At 50.5% G+C, this 20,259-nt stretch carries 13 protein-coding genes and 1 pseudogene; 4 read left to right on the forward strand and 10 right to left on the reverse strand.

Annotation, left to right across the window (positions count from 1 at the left end; genetic code table 11):
* Positions 1–77: 77 nt before the first annotated feature.
* Complete coding sequence (locus tag WFI24_RS18255; RefSeq protein ID WP_336763441.1) at positions 78–518, reverse strand: MarR family winged helix-turn-helix transcriptional regulator; 441 nt, start codon at positions 516–518, stop codon at positions 78–80.
* Between the two features lie 222 nt (positions 519–740).
* Here WFI24_RS18255 and WFI24_RS18260 point away from each other — a divergent pair, with 222 nt between their 5' ends.
* Entirely contained in the window at positions 741–1,181 is a 441-nt protein-coding gene (locus tag WFI24_RS18260; protein ID WP_145324836.1) for a GNAT family N-acetyltransferase, read from the forward strand.
* 162 nt (positions 1,182–1,343) lie between these two features.
* Here the strand turns inward: WFI24_RS18260 and rlmN are convergent, their stop codons facing one another.
* The 3 genes from rlmN to greA form a co-directional block, all read right to left on the reverse strand.
* Positions 1,344–2,438, reverse strand: a complete 1,095-nt coding sequence (gene rlmN / locus WFI24_RS18265) for a 23S rRNA (adenine(2503)-C(2))-methyltransferase RlmN (RefSeq protein ID WP_336763054.1) — start codon at positions 2,436–2,438, stop codon at positions 1,344–1,346.
* A 177-nt stretch (positions 2,439–2,615) separates the two neighbouring features.
* Complete coding sequence (locus WFI24_RS18270) at positions 2,616–3,971, reverse strand: sodium-dependent transporter (protein WP_336763056.1); 1,356 nt, start codon at positions 3,969–3,971, stop codon at positions 2,616–2,618.
* 282 nt (positions 3,972–4,253) lie between these two features.
* A complete protein-coding gene (greA, locus tag WFI24_RS18275) occupies positions 4,254–4,730 on the reverse strand; it encodes a transcription elongation factor GreA (protein ID WP_062836673.1) in 477 nt (158 codons plus the stop codon).
* A gap of 287 nt (positions 4,731–5,017) precedes the next feature.
* Here greA and WFI24_RS18280 point away from each other — a divergent pair, with 287 nt between their 5' ends.
* The 3 genes from WFI24_RS18280 (at position 5,018) to WFI24_RS18290 (ending at position 7,272) form a co-directional block, all read left to right on the forward strand.
* Entirely contained in the window at positions 5,018–5,890 is an 873-nt protein-coding gene (locus WFI24_RS18280; RefSeq protein ID WP_336763059.1) for an arylamine N-acetyltransferase family protein, read from the forward strand.
* Positions 5,891–6,033: 143 nt separating this feature from the next.
* Positions 6,034–6,717 (forward strand): 4'-phosphopantetheinyl transferase family protein, encoded by a 684-nt coding sequence (locus WFI24_RS18285; RefSeq protein WP_336763060.1) that lies wholly within the window; start codon positions 6,034–6,036, stop codon positions 6,715–6,717.
* Positions 6,718–6,957: 240 nt separating this feature from the next.
* Positions 6,958–7,272: a DUF2628 domain-containing protein gene (locus WFI24_RS18290; protein WP_336763062.1), complete on the forward strand. Its 315-nt coding sequence runs from the start codon at positions 6,958–6,960 to the stop codon at positions 7,270–7,272.
* A gap of 139 nt (positions 7,273–7,411) precedes the next feature.
* On the opposite strand, the pseudogene WFI24_RS18295 reads toward WFI24_RS18290, so the two are convergent.
* From WFI24_RS18295 to dhbC, 6 genes and pseudogenes are all read right to left on the reverse strand, one after another.
* Positions 7,412–8,762: pseudogene (locus WFI24_RS18295) on the reverse strand (MDR family MFS transporter); the annotation flags it as partial.
* A complete protein-coding gene (locus WFI24_RS18300) occupies positions 8,759–8,995 on the reverse strand; it encodes an MbtH family protein (protein ID WP_282435675.1) in 237 nt (78 codons plus the stop codon). The gene WFI24_RS18300 and the pseudogene WFI24_RS18295, both read right to left, overlap by 4 nt.
* Positions 8,996–9,011: 16 nt before the next feature.
* Entirely contained in the window at positions 9,012–16,235 is a 7,224-nt protein-coding gene (locus tag WFI24_RS18305) for an amino acid adenylation domain-containing protein (RefSeq protein ID WP_336763443.1), read from the reverse strand.
* Positions 16,236–16,249: 14 nt separating this feature from the next.
* On the reverse strand, positions 16,250–17,248 hold the full coding sequence (locus WFI24_RS18310) for an isochorismatase family protein (protein WP_336763065.1): 999 nt from the start codon (positions 17,246–17,248) through the stop codon (positions 16,250–16,252).
* A 37-nt stretch (positions 17,249–17,285) separates the two neighbouring features.
* Entirely contained in the window at positions 17,286–18,902 is a 1,617-nt protein-coding gene (locus WFI24_RS18315) for a (2,3-dihydroxybenzoyl)adenylate synthase (protein WP_336763067.1), read from the reverse strand.
* A 3-nt stretch (positions 18,903–18,905) separates the two neighbouring features.
* Entirely contained in the window at positions 18,906–20,246 is a 1,341-nt protein-coding gene (dhbC, locus tag WFI24_RS18320) for an isochorismate synthase DhbC (protein WP_336763068.1), read from the reverse strand.
* Positions 20,247–20,259 lie beyond the last annotated feature (13 nt).

A 20,259-nucleotide genomic window follows, 5' to 3' on the forward strand; every position in this document is an offset into this window, starting at 1 on the left:
CCATTCCTCCTGCATGTATACGGCTGTGAACCCCTAGTCCTTCGGGTCAATGTGTGCGGCACATCTAAAGTTCGCACTTATTCGAGATTATCCATGTAGGGTCGTCGTCCACCCTTTTTAACAAATTTCCAGTCCACTTCAATGTTATGACGCATGCGCCTGAGAAGATGAATCGCTGTCTCGATCTCTTCCTCCGTTAGACCGTCCAGCGTCACCTGATCTGAATGCACACCCTCTTTACGAATAAATTCCCAAGCTTCAAGCCCAGCTTCAGTGGGATATAACACTTTATTCTTCCTATTACCCATTGCTGGCTGTTTAATAATGAATCCATCCGATTCGAGTTTGCTAATAGCCCTTGCTGCAGTCGTGCGATCTACTTTGATCAGTTCGGCAAGCTGATTCGGGATAATCCCGGGATTCTCACAGATTCGATACAGATACAGATACTGCCCCCGGGAGAGGTTCAAATGCTGAAACTCGACATTACTGATTGAATCCAGACAACGGGCAATCATACCAATTTCACGCAGCACTTCTTTTTTTTCAGTCAACACACTCACGCCCCTATAAAATTGTTGCATTCGCAACATAATTGATGGTATAACTACAGTTGAATTGGTTTCAATTTGAAGCATATCGCTTGAATCGTGTAAAAGAACGAGACTCGTTTACTTTCCTGTTATGTACCAGTTTATCACGTCAGGATAACATTACGATCACCCAAAGGAGAAACATTCATGAATACAACGATTGTTGAAGTTAATAATCAGGAATTGCTCGATGCCTGCTTCGCCATTCGCACAGCTATTTTCGTCGAAGAACAAGGCGTGCCCGCAGCGGATGAATTCGATGCTTATGATACATTAGACGCGGAGGCACGCCACATTCTGCTCTACGTAGACGGTGTACCTGCTGCTTCCTCCAGGCTGCGCGTGGTGGAACAGGTCGCCAAGTTGGAACGGATCTGCGTCATGCTCGATTACCGCAAACACGGCCTGGGTCGTGTACTGATCGACAAGCTGGAGCAGATGGCTGTTGCCGAAGGACTTGAGAAAGCCAAACTGCACGCACAGGTACAGGCTTCCGGGTTCTACGAACGTCTCGGATATGCACCGGCGTCGGAAGTATTTATGGAAGATGGCATCCCCCATCTGCTGATGACCAAAAAACTGAAATAATGACACCCCAAAAACGCCTCTGTCATCACTTCTCAGTGATATACAGAGGCGTTTTGTATTCAGGCAACGCATTCGTGATCGAACGGTTATGACACGTAAGGGCACGGATCATAGCAACCACACATTCTGACTTATCTGCCAGCTCCGTGCTGTGTCTTATTCTTATCCCATTGCCAGACGGTCTGGCTCGGATTCAGCAGCGTTGTTCTTCATTTGTTTACTACGCAACTGTCCGCAGGCGGCATCGATATCGGTACCGTGTTCCATACGTACAGTCGAGTTGATGTTGTTCTTTTTGAGTGTATCATAGAAGCCCAGAATCGATTCTTCAGTACTCCGTTGATACTGACTGTGCTCATCTACCGGGTTGTAAGGAATCAGATTCACACTGACCATACTCTTGTGGCTGGACAACAGCTCAGCCAGTTCCGCAGCATGCTCACGCTGATCGTTAACATCACGCAGCAGGATGTACTCAAACATGATACGTTTGTTCGTCTTAGCCAGATAATAATCCACCGCATCCATCAATTGCTCAATCGGGAAAGCCCGGTTGATCTTCATGATGTGTGTGCGCAGTTCATTATTTGGTGCATGCAGAGAGATCGCCAGATTAACCTGCAGACTGCTATCTGCAAATTCTTTGATCTTGTCCGGAAGGCCACTCGTGGATACAGTAATCCGTTTGGCGGCCAGCGCCAGTCCTTTGCGATCTTTGATGACTTCGATGAAATCACTCATGTGCTGGAAGTTATCGAACGGTTCGCCAATACCCATCACAACCACGTTCGTTACCCGCTCGTCTTGACCCGCTGCATCCAGATGTCGCTGTACATGCATGATCTGTTCCACAATCTCTCCGGCGGTCAGGTCACGGCTTTTCTTAATCAGGCCGCTCGCACAGAAGCTACAACCAATATTACAGCCGACTTGTGTGGTCACACAAACGGTAAGCCCGTATTTTTGCCGCATCAGAACCGTCTCGATCAAGTTGCCGTCCTGCATCCGAAGCAAAAATTTCACGGTACCATCTGCCGATTCCTGCTTCACATGCTCGCTCAGCGAATTCATTGTGAAATGTTCAGAGAGTACATCCAGACACTCCTGACGTACATCGGTCATCGCGGGAAAATCATGTACACGCTCTTGATATAACCATTCCCAGATCCGGGATGCACGGGATTTCTTCTGCCCATGCTCCGGCAGCCAGGAACGTAATTGCTCTAATGTTAATCCATATATGGATGATTTGTTCATTGTATAATCCTCTTTTCGCAAAAAAGCTATGGCTTATCGGTCCTACCCAAAAAACCTCTACTCCGTATTGTCCCAAAATTGAAGCGGGAAAACAAGGGCTTTCGCATTTCTTCCAAGAGGTTTTATCTATGGCAAATCTGCACAACAGACCACATTTATGCCTATCTGGTCTTCAATTTAGAAGTGAATGATACCGGATGTGTGCAGTAGAACCAGCAGAACCAGGATCGGTGCCACATAACGAAGCATGAACAACCACACCCGGAACCATCCGGAACGCAGGCCAGAAGCCTCCGCAGCCGTTTTCCAAAAGTATCCGGCAAAAATCGTTACAAGCAATCCACCGACAGGAAGCAGGATGTTGGACGCTACAAAGTCCATCCAGTCGAACACACTCTTCGATCCAATCGTCCATTCAGGCAGCAAGCCGAGCGACAATACCGAAGGAAGTCCTACGATGAAAACTGCAAGTGATATCACCCATACCGCACGATTCCGGCTCCAGGACAGACGTTCCATGAAATATTTCACCGGAACTTCCAGCAAAGATACTGCTGATGTCAAAGCAGCAATAGCCAGCAAGATGAAGAACAGTCCGCCAAACAAGAAGCCCAGTGGCATCGCCGAGAAAGCCGCCGGAAGTGCAATAAAGATCAATGACGGTCCTTGGTCTGGTGCAATACCAAACGAAAATGTCGTTGGGAAGATGATCAGACCAGCAATGAATGCATAGAGCAGGTCACCCGCACCGACTGCGATGGTAGCCCCACCAAGGGACTGATTTTTATCCACATACGAACCATAGGTTACGAGAATACCCATCCCGAGTGACAGGGAGAAGAAGGCATGTCCAAGGGCTACCAGTGCGGATTCAGTTGTAAGCTGCGAGAAATCCGGATTCAGGAAGAAGGAAACCCCCGCACCTGCGCCCGGCAACGTAACTGCCCGAACCATCAGGATAATAAGCAGCACCAACATCGCAGGAATCAGTACCTTGTTAAACTTCTCGATTCCGTTGGATACTCCTTTAGCAACAATCCAGCCTGTAATCAGAACCGAAAGCAGTTGCCACACGATCGGCATATAACCGCCTACGAAGGAATTGAATTGTCCCGCATAATCCGGATTGTTAAACAATGTTCCACTGAATGACGTAATTGCATAGTGCAAGGTCCAGCCTGCAATAATGACATAAAAAGAAAGGATAATAAAAGGCGTCAGTACTTGCAGCAAACCGGCTGCGAGCCAGCCTTTATGACCGCCTGCTTTGATAAAAGCAGTTGCAGCACTTCCTCTGCCGCTACGACCAATCGCAAGTTCCGCCAGTAGCACGGGCAGACCGATCAGCAGCAAACAGACGATGAAGAGCAGGAAAAACGCAGCTCCTCCGTTCTCACCCGTAATGTACGGGAATTTCCACATGTTACCCAGACCAACCGAACTACCAATGGCTGCCAGAATGAATCCGGCACGTGAGAAGCGCTCACCTTTGCCAGCGTTGTCTTGATCGAGATTAGGCTTACTAAAATTCATCGTATCTACTCCATCACTTTAAAGTTTTCCCGTAATTATATACTACTCACCTTGTCAGGTCATTCGAAATTCGAAATTTGTCGAAATGTTATTTTTTTACATATAAATACACAGGGAAATCTTCATCTCATTCGTTTCCCTAGAAACAGTATGTGATAAAGTCTGTCGGCCCAACCATATGAAGTTAAAATGAAGTAAATCACCCTTTCATCCAAGCTCAATACAATAAAAAAAGGTGTCCCCTCAGCCACGTTCATGACTGCGAAGCACCTTGTTCCCGTATTACACTTTAATCTGAAGCAACTCATATTTGATAACGCCCATCGGAGCATTTACATGAATGACGCTGCCCACTTCTTTGCCCATCAATTCTTTACCCAACGGGCTCTCGTACGAAATTTTATTATCCGCAACGTCAGCCTCGGCAGGGCCAACCACTTTATATTCAATCTTCTCGGCGAACTCAATATCATTAAGCAGCACCGTCGATCCAATGCTCACTTTGTTGGAGTCTATATTATCTGAAGAGATGACTCTTGCTTTCGTCAGCATCTTCTCCAGAATCAAAATCCGAGTCTCCATAAAGGCCTGATCATCTTTGGCTGAATGATACTCACTATTTTCCTTCAGGTCACCGTAACTGATCGCGAGTTTCAGACGCTCAGCCAGTTCCTTACGCTTCACCGTCTTCAAATCCCTCAGTTCGTCCTCCAGCTTTTCCAAGCCTTCCTGTGTCAAAATCACTTCATCATTAGCCATTTTTCCATCTCCTAATCCTGCTATCTATCTATATTCTAACCTATATCCACTCCAAAGGGTTAACATACCCCAGAAAAAGAAATAGCCCATCCATATATTGTATTTTGATTGCATCAAAACATGTTAATCTCTTGAGATCATTTTTAAGACTAATACTCATTAATTGTACCGTTACAATCTGCTCAACTGATTGTGTATATTTCAAACGTTCACTTTTACAATGAACTCAGGGCAGCAGAAGTTTATAATTCGACCTGCAGCCCACTATATAACATGAGGTGATCTGGATGAACGTTACACTAAATGCAGCTGAAATACGGGCCTATCTGAAACGGATCGGCATGGATGATATAAAGAAACCCACACTGGAATTCTTATTTGAACTCCAACGAGCACATGTGCAATATCTATCCTGGCAGACGGTCGATATTTTTGCGGGTCGTCCTGGGGGAATCAGTCTTCCAGAGTCGATCCAACTTATATTGCAGGGGCGCAGCGGATACTGTTTTCATCTAAATGGTGCATTTAGTGTTCTTCTCCGCTCTCTGGGTTACAAGGTTGATTGGCATCGCGGCGGAGTACAGCCCCATGGAGAACAACCACGAGTGAACTCGTTCCATCTCGGTCTATCTGTCCTTATGCCGGATGCTGACCCGACAGTTGAGCGCTGGATTGTGGATGTGGGCTTGGGCGGAATGCCCTTCGAACCTCTGCCATTTCGTTATGGAACCTATGGTTCGGCACCATTCACGTATCAATTGATGCCATCACCTGTTGTTGCTGGCGGGTGGCGACTCGAATATGAACCGAATGGACCAAGCAAGGGTGTGGACTATGCTCCTACAGCAATCACCAGCCTGGAAGAGTTCATTCCGAAGCATGAATTCTACAGTCGAGCGGCCGAATCACCTTGGCATAATGTATTTTTGCTTCGTCAACGGGACGAGAACTGTAGTCATGAACTACGTGGATGTATGCTCCGAACACATGATATGGAAGGGATTCGAAAAAAGGAGATTCAGACCTACACAGAGTGGCGTGAAGTGTTAACTGGACTATTCCATGAGCCATTGGTGAATTACAGTGAACTGGAATGCCAAGACATGTGGAATCGCGTACAGGCTGCCCATACGGAATGGAAGCAAGCGCAAGAGGCGTGAAGATGCAGATGATACCCTGAAACCTTAACATACTAAACGGGATAGCCAGCTTAATCGGAGCCTCATTAGAGAGATCTATTGAGAGAACGTTCCATATAAAGGAAAGTTATTGATCCACGCCGAATTATGTCCTCAGGTGATAAATGATGATAACTATCCGTGTACTCCAAGTTCCAGAAGTATTGCCCGAGGCGTACTGGAACCACTTTCTGTCGCAAGTCTCTGCCGAGCGACGTGCTCAGGCTTCGCGTTTTGTGCGTCAGGCTGACGCGTATCGCTCCGTGCTGGGGGAGATATTGACTCGTGTGACTCTAAGCAAGTTAACCGGTTTGAGACCTGCTGAGCTTTCTTTTGCCCGTAACTCCTATGGCAAACCTTCGCTTAGCCACCATTCCAATGTGCAATTCAATGTCTCTCATTCTGGTGATTGGATTGCTCTGATCTCTGGCGGTACAGTTGAACTGGGCGTGGATGTGGAGAAAATAGCACCGATTGACATGCAGATTGCAGAGCGTTTCTTCTCTGCATCCGAAAGCCAGTTCCTCGCTGCGAAGCCTACCGAAATGCAGCGGGAGACCTTCTACCGTCTATGGACGCTGAAGGAAAGCTATATCAAGGCAGTCGGTATGGGCCTGTCCATACCACTGGATTCCTTCGCCATCCTTCCCAATGAGCGGAAAGATTGGCATTGCGAGCAGGCCGTGGAATATCGCTTCCACAGTCAGCGACTGGACGATGGGCATATGCTGGCAGCCTGTTCGGCTGGGGGAGAGCTGCCGAGCCAGCCCAAACGAATCACAGTTGAAGATATGTATCTGGCATTATGATGAAGGAGAGGTCATTGACCCTCCTTCATTTTTTGCTTTTTATCAAAAAGAGCATATATCTCATAGGAAACCATAATTTTCAAAAAAAAAGATTAACATCCTGTCCAGATAATGGTACTATAGGACCAAAAGGAAGAAGAATAGGTAATAATGATCAGGTATTTATGACTAGTTTTATACTACATACTTGTTAATACTCGATTCTCTCTCCGATTCATTACTTTAGAAGGAAGTGGACAGATGCATATCTTTTTGCAAAACAGTGCAGGTGTAACCAAGAACGTGAAGGTAGGTTTCAGCTGGACAACATTATTTTTCGGATTTTTCCCTGCGTTGTTCCGTGGTGATTTGAAATGGGCTGCCATCATGTTCTTAATCTCCGTGGCCGTTGGTATTTTCACTGTAGGATTCGGAGCATGGATTAGTGGGATCGTATTCTCTTTCGTTTACAACAAAATCTACATTAAAGAGTTGCTCGAAAAAGGCTACCGCCCTTCAAATGCTGAAGCTCAAGCGGTTCTGGAAAACAATCAAATTATTGCTCGAGCAGCATAAAGTCATAGCAATATACGGATGAACATAGCCATTTATAAGATTCTAGATTTACCTTGTAGATTTACCAACTAGCAATCATGTTGAAATAAACACCAAAAATCCCTGACGAATCCGTCAGGGATTTTTGAGTTTTTAACCACAACCCTATGAGCAGAAATGCAGCTGCCCCTAGTAAAGCCATCCGATACGCCAGCATATTCGGCTCCATCGTGCCTGCCCCCGTCACCGTTGTTGTACCCGCACCTGCCAGTACAGCCGAGAGTAAAGCCATGCCGATGGCTGATCCCAAGCGATTTTGCACCGTGAACCAGGTGGAAGCTCGTCCCATGGATGCAGGTGGAATCTGGGCAAAAGCAGCAATCTGCACAGCCCCTACCGTCTGTCCCAGGAAAATTCCTATGCCGAATAATAATGAACGGATGAACCATGGATTCGTATCCACTGTGATCTGACTAAGCGTAATGAAAATAACTGCCGTACAGATCAGACCCATCGAGATCAGCTTTCGAGGGCCCAGCCGCGGATAAGTCCACGGGACAAGCTGAGAAGCAATCATCAGTCCCAACGCTTCCGGGAATGTAGTTAACCCGGTTTCCAAGGCAGAAGCCTGTAGCACATTTTGATACATTAACGTGAAACACATACAACATGCCCAGCAGCCCGGCTGCCCCACATACGGATACCAAGCCTGTATAACGGAACAGTCGGTGCTTCAGCAAATGCAGATCGAGCAACGGCTGCTTCGCGCGCAGTTCCACCACGACGAGCAACGTCAGAAGCAGAATTCCCGCCACGCCCGCTCCCATAATAAGCGGTGACGTCCAGCCCCGCAGTGGTCCCTGACTGAGCGCATACATCGTCAGTGCGAGTCCTGGCGCAGATAATAACCAACCCGGTAGATCCAGTCGACCAGCTCCCTGCTCTTTATGCTCCTTCAGATACATAATGCCGAAGATCACCGCTGGAATCCCGACGGGCAGATTCACATAGAAGATCCATCGCCACGACAGCTGATCCACAATCAATCCGCTCACAATCGGCCCGAGGGCTGGAGCAAGGGCAATGGGTAACACCAACATGCGAGATACCCTGGCCCGTTCCTGCGAAGGAAAGGTCCGAAATAACATCGCCATCCCTACAGGTGTAAGCAGACCACCCCCTGCTCCCTGCAAAATGCGGAAAAATGTCAACGTGCCTAGTTGATCAGCCGTGGCACAAAGCGCAGAGGACACTGTAAACAGGGTCAGCGCCGACAGGAAAACCCGTTTCGTACCCCATCGGTCACCAAGCCACCCGGCAACGGGTAGAAATACAGCCAAACTCACCAAATAACCCACATTCAAGGTACCCGCAGCAGCTGGAGGAATACCAAGTTCCTCACTGATGGTACGCAGCGCCACGTTTAAGACCGTTGCATCCATGGCAACCATAAACATCGCCAGAACATAGACAATGCTCACAATTGCCTTTGGATTCAGGCGAAACCTCATCTGCCAACCTCATGAATCATGCCCGGCATCCCCGTTTCATCACAGAGACTCAGCGGCTTCAGGTCCGTCCATTGCTCGGCAATATAATCCAGACATACACGTCGTTTGGCCTTCCCCAGCATCAGGGTCCAACCTGCCGGTACCGGAATGGATGCAGGCCACAGCGAATACTGTCCTTCATCATTCATTAACACCAGATAATTGCTGTCTTCATATTCAAAAGGGTTGCTCATCAGCTTATCCTCCTATTTATGTTTGAATGTTACGCTTCTTGTTCAGCATCTCCAGCCGAACGGAAAGGGTACGACAGATTTCCTCCAATGGACCCGGCTGACAGAGGTCTTTGTGACGACAGGCAATATCATGACGTTCCAGTTGTCCTCCAATGTATGCATTCCACATCTCCGGTTCGATTGGATCGAACCAGTCCGGAATAATGGTGGATCGGAAGAAGATCAGGTCACCTTCGAATCGGGATGGCGTGTATGCCCCCAAGATTCGGACGGAATTTTCATAGGTTTTCCGCAGCTTCATAATCGTCTCTTCATCCAAACTTGCCAGTGCACTTCCTTCGCTACGAAGGATGCGCATCGCTGTCGCCATATCCAGCGGCCCATCCCCAATACTGTCCGGATCATATCCACCGAGTGCAAGCAATGCCGTTAACGCTTCTTCCTCATCCGGTTCCCCGCGAATGGGCAGATAATGACTCGGATACGCGTCCAGCATGGCAAGAAACTCTACTTCTTCTCCTTCGGACTGAAGCTGTACGGCCATCGCCTGAGCCACATTGCCGCCCAGTGACCAGCCGAGCAAACGATACGGACCTTCAGGCTGCACAGACCGGATGTGACGGATGTAATCCGCCGTCATATCCTCCAGTGTCGGTGGAAGCACTTCATACTCGGCAATCCCCCTTGCCTGCAATCCGTACAGTGGATACGCCATGCCCAGATGTTTCATCAACCCCGCGTAACACCAACTGAGTCCTCCTGCCGGATGCACACAGAATAGAGGCAGATGCTGCCCATGCGTCCGGAGCGGCAACAACACTTGCAGCGAGCTTTTCCCCGAATCTGCGCCCATCTCCAATCGCTCTGCCAGCCCAGCCACCGTAGCGGTTTCGAATAAAATGCCGATGCCCGGCTCCTTGCCCATCGCTTCACGAATTCGACTCATCAGGCGCACCGCAAGTAGTGAATGACCCCCCAGTTCGAAGAAGCTGTCATCGATACTCACACTTCGCACTCCCAATACTTCGGCAAAAAGATCACAGAGAATCTGCTCCTGCGGATTGCGTGGAGCTCGGCCATCAGACGATAATTGCATCTCCGGTGCAGGCAATGCTTTGCGATCCAGCTTGCCATTCGGCGTAAGTGGCAGGATCTCCATCACTACAACGGCAGATGGTGCCATATAATCCGGAAGGCTCGATCCCGCATGTCGGCGTAACGCAGCCGTTTTCAGTTCTTCTTCACTATCCGGTGCAGGAACCACGTATGCCACAAGACGCTTATCGCCGGGCTGGTCTTCACGAACGATAACAGCAGCCTGAGCCACGCCCGGATGTTTGGCCAGTACAGCCTCAATCTCGCCAAGCTCAATGCGGAACCCGCGGATTTTCACCTGTTGATCGGCTCGTCCCAGATAATCGAGTGAACCATCATGCAGCCGTTTAGCCAAATCTCCTGTACGGTACATACGTGTACCCGGTGGACCATATGGATCAGCGACGAATCGCTCTGCCGTGAGATCGGGCCGTCCCCAATATCCACGTGCAAGACCCGCCCCCGCCACATACATCTCTCCAGTTACTCCTGTCGGCACAGGCTTCAGATGATCATCCAGTACATAGACGCGCAGGTCTGGAATAGCGCATCCAATCCAGCTGCTTGCACCTTCTGCCGAGCTGCCTGCGTGAAGTTCCTTGTAGCTGACATGGACCGTTGTCTCCGTAATACCATACATATTGATGAGTCTTGGGGCGTCATCCGCATGGCGTTCATACCAGTCGTCCAAACGTCCCAGCTCCAGTGCCTCGCCTCCAAAGATCACATAGCGGAGTGCAAGCTGTTGCCCCCAGACCGGATTTTCCCTGTCAGCCTGCATCAGTTGGTAGAACGCAGATGGCGTCTGGTTCAAAACGGTTACTTTTTGCTCGGCGAGCAGTTGCAGGAATGCTCCAGGTGATCGGCTAATCTCAACGGGAACAACTACCAAGCTTCCTCCATATAGCAGGGGGCCCCAGATCTCCCACACGGAGAAGTCAAACGCATAGGAATGGAACAACGTCCACACATCGCTCTCGTCAAAATGGAACCAGTGCTGCGTTGCATCCAATAACCGGATGACATTCGCATGCGGAATCACAACACCTTTGGGTTTCCCTGTTGAACCTGAGGTATAGATCATGTAAGCCGGGCTCAGCGGAGTTACCCGTCCGTTCCGTTCATGGTCTGCCGGGTTTCGCTCATCCTTGGATTCCAATTGCCGCAAGGTGTGCAGATCGTCCATGTTAATACATTCAATGTTCGCCATTTGCGGCAGCAGGGCATATACCTCTGTACTTGTAATCATCACTTTCGGTGATGCGTCCGTCAGCATATGTGTTAAACGGTCTGCCGGATAGTTCGGATCCAGTGGCAGATAGGCGGCACCCGTTTTGAGCACAGCAAGAATGGCTACAACCATTTCTACCGAACGAGGTAAGGCCAGTGCCACCATCTGTTCCGGCCCAGCACCTTCTGCGATCAACAGTCTCGCCAGTCGATTAGCCCGTGCATTCAGCTCCCTGTAAGTCATACAGATATCCTCACAATGGAGGGCTACCGAACTGGCGTGAGCGGCTGCCTGCACTTCAAAACGCTCGGCTATGGTCAGCTGTGTACCTTCATCTTGTGTAGCAGTCCACTCCTTTTCAAACTGAGCATGTTCTAATGGTGTAACCAGGTCAAATCTGCTGATGGGTTCATCCATCTGCTGTAAAGCATCCTCAAGCACCTGCATCAACCGAACGACCAGTTCTCCGGCAGTCGATTCACGGTAGAGGTCTGCACTATACTCCAGTACACCTTCAATTCCGGCTGGAAGTCCGTTCTGCTCCCGTTTCTCCGTCAGTTCAAGCGTAAGGTCGAATTTGGATGAACCTACACCGTGAATGCGAGTCTCTGCTTCAACACCTGGCAGCTCAAGACGAATATCCGGCGTATTTTGCAGCACCAGCATCACCTGAAAGAGCGGATGTTTAGAACGAGATCGGGGCGGATTCAGCACTTCGACCAGCCGTTCAAACGGTAAATCCTGATGTTCATAAGCAGCGAGGTCTGCTTCACGCACGCGGGCCAATAACTCTCGGAAGGTCGGATCCCCCGAAGTGTCTGTACGCAGGACAAGCGTATTGATGAACATCCCCACGACATCATCCAGCGCATCGTCACTCCGTCCGGCAATGGGTGTACCTATCGCAATATCCGTCCCTGCACCCATTCGAGTAAGCAACACCGATAACGCTGAGTGAAGAAGCATGAACAGACTGACCTTATGTTCACGGGCAACTGCCGTCAGCTGTTCATGCAGACGTTGACTGATCGCAAATGGCACCGTCCCACCTCGGTAACTGGACACAACTGGACGAGCATAGTCTACCGGGAACGTGACTTGTTCTGGCAAGCCTACGAGCCGATCAGTCCAGAACGCCAACTGCCTCGCGATCAGGCTTTCCTGTCGCTTCTCATCCCCAAGCAGGCTCTCCTGCCATACCGCATAGTCTGCATACTGAATGTGTAGCGGCTCCCAAGCTGGAGCAATTCCACGTAGACGAGCCGCATAAGCCTCCGACAAGTCCCGGATGAGGCGTGACAAGGACCAACCATCCCCTGCAATGTGATGAATCAGCAGCAGCAATGCATGTTCATCCACATCCGTATGGAACAATTCCGCACGTATGCCCGGCTCGGTACTAAGCTCGAAGCTGTAACGTGACGCTTCTGCCAGCAGGTTGGGCAGTTCCTCAGTCGCAGCCCGGGTGAACCTCATATTCACCTTCACCTCTGATGCACGGAGGATATGCTGGCTCGCCGAACCCAGATCTGGCGGATACAATGTACGAAGCGTCTCATGACGGTCAACAATATCCTGCAGGGCATTTCGGAGAGCATTCACATCCAGCTTCCCGGTCAATCGAGCAACCAATGGTATATTGTAGGTGGGATTAGCCCCCTCCAGGCAATAGAGGAACCATAACCGTCGCTGGGCAAAGGAAAGCGGAATCTCCCCCGCACGCGGAACAGGCTGAATAACGGGTCTGACGGACTTCGCCTGATCCAGCTTCCGGGCAAGCCCTGCGGCTGTCGGAGATTCAAACACACTGCCGATGTTCAGATCTGCACCAAATACATCACGCACTCTGGCTATAATTCGCCCGGCCAACAAAGAATGTCCACCCAAGTCGAAGAAATCATCATCAATGCCTACCCGAGCCACACCCAGAATTTCGGCAAACAGGCTACACAAAATCTCCTCCTGCGGTGTACGTGCCCCCCTCCCGTTTGCATTAGATGTCAATGCAGGCACAGGAAGCTGTTTACGATCGATTTTTTTGTTCGGTGTCAGCGGCATCTCGGTCAGCAGCATGAAGGCAGAAGGCACCATATAATCCGGTAACGTATCAGCTACGTGTGCTCTTATATCTGACAGATTGATGTCAGCTTGATGCTCTTCAGCATCAGCCACGATATATGCCGCTAATCGCTGATTCCCAGGCTGGTCTTCACGTGCCATAACCGTAACCTGTGTTACACCCGGATATCTGGAGATCACTGACTCAATCTCCCCCAGTTCAATACGGAAGCCCCTAATTTTGATCTGATGATCTGCCCGTCCCAAATAATCGATGGAACCGTCCGGCAACCATTTGGCCAAATCTCCTGTCCGGTACATTCGACTGCCCGGCTGTCCGAAGGGACTCGCGACAAAACGTTCTGCGGTTAGATCAGGCCTGCCCAAATATCCCCGTGCAAGTCCCTCTCCTGCGATATACAATTCCCCTGCTACACCTGGAGGTACAGGTTGCATGCTCTGATCCAGCACATAAAGTTGTGTGTTACGTACCGGACCACCAATGGATGGTTTGCCTGACTGCCCATTCCCCAGTGAAGCAGCCGTAGAATAGATGGTTGTCTCGGTTGGCCCGTACTGATTATTGACCTGACAGCCCAACGCCTCCAGCGAGAGCTTCAGTTCATCCGACAAGGCCTCTCCTCCGGTAATCACCGTTAGCCCACCAAACCTTCCCGGGCGGCTCGCCACAAGAGACTGCCATAACGTTGGCGTAGCCTGCATGATCGTCGTCTCTTGCTCTCTCATCTTCCCAGCCAGTGCTACCGGATCAAGAATCGTTTCCTTTTGCGCGATATCCAGTCTGGCTCCAGTCGTCAGTGGCAGGAAGATTTCCAGTACGGAGATGTCAAAAGCAATCGTGGTCACCGACAGCCAGCGATCCTGCGGACCGACCTGCAGTCTCGTCTTCATATCTTCAAGCAGATTGGCTAATCCGAGATGGGTTACAGCTACACCCTTGGGTTTACCAGTAGAACCCGAAGTATAGATCAGATATGCAGGATTCAGCAGAGAAGCCGTGGCTGGCAGATCATCACCTTCGGGGTTGCTTCCAGACTGACAGCTCACTGCCTGTATCCTATCCGGTTCATCCATGACCAGAACCGGTACACTGTACGTCTGCGGAATGTGAGAGAAGTTGTTCATCACCGTCACGACACAAGCAGGCTTGGCATCCTCCAACATGTAGATCAGGCGCTCTTCGGGATAGTCCGGGTCAAGTGGCAGATAGGCTGCTCCTGTTTTGTGAACAGCTAAGATCGCGATGACCACTTCCAGTGAACGAGGCATCGCAATGCCAACCACCTGTTCCGGTCCTGCCCCGTAAGTCTGTATCAGTTCATGTGCCAGTTGATTCGCACGTTCGTTCAGCTCTGCATAGGTTAATGCTTCTCCTTCAAATGTTACTGCGGTTGCAAGCGGTGTGCGCCGAACCTGCTGTTCAAATAACGCTGCCGAATTCCACTCAGCGATTTCATGCTGCGTCTGATTCCATCCTTCCAGCACTTGTTCCCGTTCGGCAGGAAGCAGGATGTCCATCTGTCCAACCGATATGTCTTGTGTCCCTTCTGACATCATGGATTGCAGAATCTGTACATAGCGAAGCTGATGATCACGCAATTCCGAGTCCACATAGATCGAAGGGTTCGCATCAAAAGCAATACTCAGTCCATGACCATGTCCCTGGTCTACAATATGAATCGAAAGATCATCCACTGGACCCGTGGACAGATTATGGATCATGCCGCGTGCGCCCGCAAAATTCAACTCATGATGGAAGGGCATCACATTGATCATCGGTCCAAACAGACGCCGATTTTCTCCCAGAAGCTTGAGATCACGCCGCAGATCCTGATGGCGATATCGCTGGTGTTTGCGTACGGCCCGAATCTCCTTCACGATCTGTCCCATCAAATCAGACAGATTCATCTGCGAGTCCAGGTACAGGCGGAGCGGAAGCACATTCATGACCATGCCTGGAACACGCAGCGATGCTGAACCCAATCGGCACATCACGGGCAAGGCCAGTACAACATCAGTTGACCCTGTCATTCGGTGTACATAGATAGCTGTTGCTGCAATACAGAGATCCGGCCAAGTCGCACCGAACCTTCCCGCTGCTGCTTGCATTTGCTCCCGCTGTGACGGTGTGAGCACCATACTCTGCCGCAGGAACTCGGTTGATGTACGCGGAGCCCGTTCACCCAGACTGACTACATCCGGAGCATCCGCGAATCGGTCGACCCAGAACTGTTGATCCTGCGCTCGGTTGGTGGAGGATGAATAAGCTTCATCTTCTTCGAGAACGGAAGTCAGTGATCCAAACGCTGCCGTACCCTGTGCCTGTGCTGCCCCTTCTCCCTGAATGCTTGCAGAGTACAAGCTGGCGACCCTGCGCGTAATCAGGGATACGCCGTACCCATCAATCGCAATATGATGAATGCGTTGGTACCAGTAATACCGATCCTCACTCACCCGGAACAGAGCCTCTGTGAAGAGTGGTCCAATCATTAGATCAACAGGTCGTGCCAGATCCTGCTTCATCCAGTCCAGTGCAGCCGCATGAGGATCAGCCTGATCCCGTACATCCATGACATGGAATGTCCAATCATTCATGTTGGTGCGCAGAGATTGCCACGGACCTTGTTCATTTTCGCCAAACACCATATTGAGCGATTCGGCTTCCATCACGGTCTGGCGTACACTTTCTTCGAATCGTCCGGTATGGATCTGACCGTCAACAACCACATACTCGGCCGTGTTGTACATCGGGTTGTCTGGATTCAACTGTTGGGCATACCAGATGCCAGACTGTGCAGAAGACAAAGGCCAAGCGGTGTTCCGACTATGCGACATCTGCATCGCCCCGCTCAAAAGTAGTCTCCGTTCGGCAGTACTTTCGTTTGGGCATTATCCAGGAGCCCTGCCCATGCTGCCAATGTAGGCTGTTCCGCCAGATCGACAAAGGTGACCTCTGCTCCTTCCGCGCGAAAACGCTCAGCCAGACTCATCATGCGAATGGAATCCATTCCCCAGTTCTGAATCAGATCATCATGCTCCCCGATCAACTCAGGCTGCTCCTGCAACAGTTCGGCAATCTGAGCCCGCAATGCTCCCAGCCTTGCATGATCAACGTCTTCTCGTCCTTCCACGACATTCCCAATCTCTTCGGTGGATGCTGCTTGCTGCTGCGCCTCGGATGTAACTGCCCCTCCAGTTCTGGCTGCGGCTGACGCATTCAGCAACGCAATCGAACGTTCGGTCGTCAGTGTTACCGCGCACCGTTCTGCTGCGTACGTCAGCGCCATGCGATGTTTTTCCTCCGAAAAATCAGCAACCGCATCGGCAACCAAAAACGCCTGAATGTCTCGCATAAATGCCTCACTTGACGTCATCAGGCATCCGATATGCGCATATATGCCGCAGACAATCAATTGATCCCGGCCCTGCTGCTCCATTAATTCAAGCAGTTCCGTCTTCTGAAAGGCGCTGTAGCGCCACTTGGTCATGAAGGTGTCCTGTGGAGCGGGTGAGAGCGATTCAACAATTTCTTTTTGCACAGGCCCGCCATCGATTCCCGCACCCCAGAAGTCCAGTTGTAATCCGCGCTGTTCCGGTGTCTGTCCACCCGGTTGTGCCGAGTAGACGACGGGAATCCCAAGCTCATGACACGTTGAACGAAGCTTTGCAATATGATCAATCAGTTCCACCACCGGGGATGCTCCCGCCGTAAATGCATTCATAAAATAGTTCTGCATATCGTGGATCAAGAGTACTGCACGCTTCGCATCCGGTGTCCAGGCTACCTTATTGACCGGAAGCTCCGACGCTATAGGCATTGCATATGGTTGAATCACTGGAAGTGCCATGAATATCCCTCTTTTCAGCTTTATTTATCGAAAATTCCTATTTAGATACAGGTTGCTTGGTAGTCAACATTTCCCGTAATGCTTTTTTACTAACTTTGCCCACTTGTGTCTTCGGAAAAGCGTCCACCAACTCAATCCGGTCCGGGATTTTATAACTGGCCAGACCCCGATTGCGCAGAAAAGATTTGATCTCCGCTACCGCCAGAGCTTCGCCGCTTGGCACGATATAGGCGCAAGATCGTTCGCCCAGATACTCATCCGGCATGGATACCAAGGCTGCATCATGCACACCGGGATGGGCCAGCAGATGATTTTCCACTTCCTCGGCAGATACTTTATCCCCGCCACGGTTAATCTGGTCCTTCGCCCGCCCTTCGACAACGAGATATCCGTCAGCCGTCAGACTCGCAATATCGCCTGTGCGATAGAAACCGTCCGTAGTAAACGATTTGGCATTATGCTCCTCCGCTTTGTAATAACCACGAATGGTATAGGGCCCGCGTGTCAGCAGGTGTCCGGCTTGTCCCTGCTCCACCTCAACGTCTTCGTCATCCACAATCCGCACCTCGTCATAGGGAGACATCGGTTTCCCTTGTGTGTGGGTAATGATATACTCGGAATCGTCGAGACGGGTGTAGTTCACCAGCCCTTCCGCCATGCCAAATACTTGCTGCAGCGTGCAGCCAAGAACCGGTTTGACACGTACCGCTACCTCTGCACTGAATTTCGCTCCTCCCACTTGAAGCACCTGGAGCGACGGAAGCTTGGTTCCTCGGGCAGCCGCTGCATTGAGCCAGACGAGAGCCAGTGGCGGCACCAGAGCCGTGATCGTTACCTGATGGCGCATAATCAGCGGAAAGGCTTCATCCGGGCTTGATCCTCGTGACAGCACAATCGTGCCACCTGCGTACAACGTGCCCAGAATACCGGGGGAGCTCATTGGATAGTTATGTGCCACAGGTAGTGCAGCCAGATAAACACTCTCCGGACTGAGGCCACATACCTCGACACTTCTTCGCAAGCTGTAGATGTAGTCATCATGAGTGCGTGGGATCATCTTGGATAACCCGGTACTTCCACCCGACAACTGTAGAAAAGCAACATCAGAAGACGTCGGTTCATTCGGCAGCGTGATAGGTTCTGCATAGACATCTTCTAACGCTGTAAAGGGCCCGGCTTCTCCCGCCACAAAAATATGCCGAAGTCCCGGCACCTCTGCCTGTACCTCCTCTGCCAGATTGCGATAATCAAATCCGCCATCCTGATCTGGAATCAGGTAGGCTACGGCCTCAGAGAAACGAGCGAAATAGGTGATTTCGCTCTTTCGATGCAAGGGAAGAGCGAATACAGGCAGCGCACCGATGCGGAATAAAGCAAAGCATGCTTCAACAAACGCCGTAATATTAGGCAGCTGAATAATAACCCGGTCATGCTGTCGTATGCCTTTGGCATATAAACCGGAAGCCAATCGATCTACCCGCTCATCCAATTCTGCATAAGTGAGCTGTTGTTCACCGCTAATAACGGCTATCCGATTGCCATATATATCTGCACGCTGGCGGAGCATCTCTCCAAACGTAATCCCTTCCCAGCAACCCTCCTGCCGATAACGCTCTGCAACTTCCTCAGGCCAAGCCTGATATCCTGACAGCATTGCTCATTCCTCCTTCTTACTGGACACATTCGAATCCAAACCCATCGCGAGCAGCATCGTTCTGAACTTGGCAGCAGTCTCTGCCAGCTCTGCTTCTGCCGTAGAACCTGCTACAATGCCCGCTCCAGCGAACAATTTCACAGCTGTACCTTCCACTTCGGCACATCGGATCGTTACGGCCCACTCGCCATCGCCCTCACTGTCGCACCAACCCACCATTCCCGTAAACAATCCCCGGTCGAACGGCTCTTGTTGCTTAATCGCTGCCCGGGCAGCCTGTACAGGCGTTCCACAAATGGCGGGTGTGGGATGAAGAGCCAAAGCCAGCTCCAGTGACGTTGTGGCCGCGTCCGCCAGCTCCCCGTGTATTTCCGTGGACAAATGCCACATCGTGCGCGTCTGAACCAGCGAAGGTTCTGCTGGAACAGATAGATGGCGGCATAACGGGCGCAATGCCTCCGCAACTGCCTCAATGACTACGGCATGTTCATGCAGATCCTTGGCTGAAGCCAGCAGTGCCTCTGCGCGGCGGCGATCTTCCGCAGGATCTTCACTCCGGGCAGCAGAGCCTGCCAGTGGGTTGGCGCGTACTTTTAACCCTTTGCGGGTAACTAACAGTTCCGGGCTTGCCCCGATGAAGGTACGACTCGTTTTATTTTCAAATTGTTGATTTATTTTATGTTGTTTATTCGTTGTTAGAGTACTTTTAGGTTGAGTTATACTCCTCATTGGAACAGCAAATGTATATCCATGCGTGTTGTCCCTGAACAAATTACGCAACAATTGGTGCGTGTCTACGCTGGTCTGTGAAGTTACCTCAAGTGTACGGGATAACACGACTTTGTGGAGATCACCCTGGTTCAGGTCGACCAATACGTTGTCTACACTTTGCTCATACACTGCCCCTGCAGGAGCCTCAACGACTTCACAGCCTACGGCTGCTGGAAGCTTCTGAATCAATGCTCGTGGTTCCAAGGGTAACGGTTCAGCCCACTGCACCGTCTCTGGTACATATAGCTCTGCAGCAGCGTCCAGCGGATCAAACGGGATGGCACCAACCACCATCGGGTTCGGTTGACCCGTTTGTATGGCCTTGTCCATAAGCTGTTGAATTCGCTGGATGAATAGATGTATCTGTTCCTTATGTTGATGTTCAGTAACATCCGCATAATCGCTGGGATCTGATTGAATTGCGTCCTCCGCATGTAGCGGAGACCAATGAATCCGTTCTCCTTGTGCGAGCAAGGTATGTTGCGGTGAAGACCAGAAAAAGGACGTCCCATCCCGATATTGCTCCAGAAGGTGTATGGCGGAAGTTGCAGTAACCGTACCCGCTTTTGACATGATTCATCATCTC

Source organism: Paenibacillus sp. USHLN196 (assembly GCF_037144955.1).
GTDB classification, from domain to species: Bacteria; Bacillota; Bacilli; order Paenibacillales; family Paenibacillaceae; genus Paenibacillus; species Paenibacillus xylanexedens_C.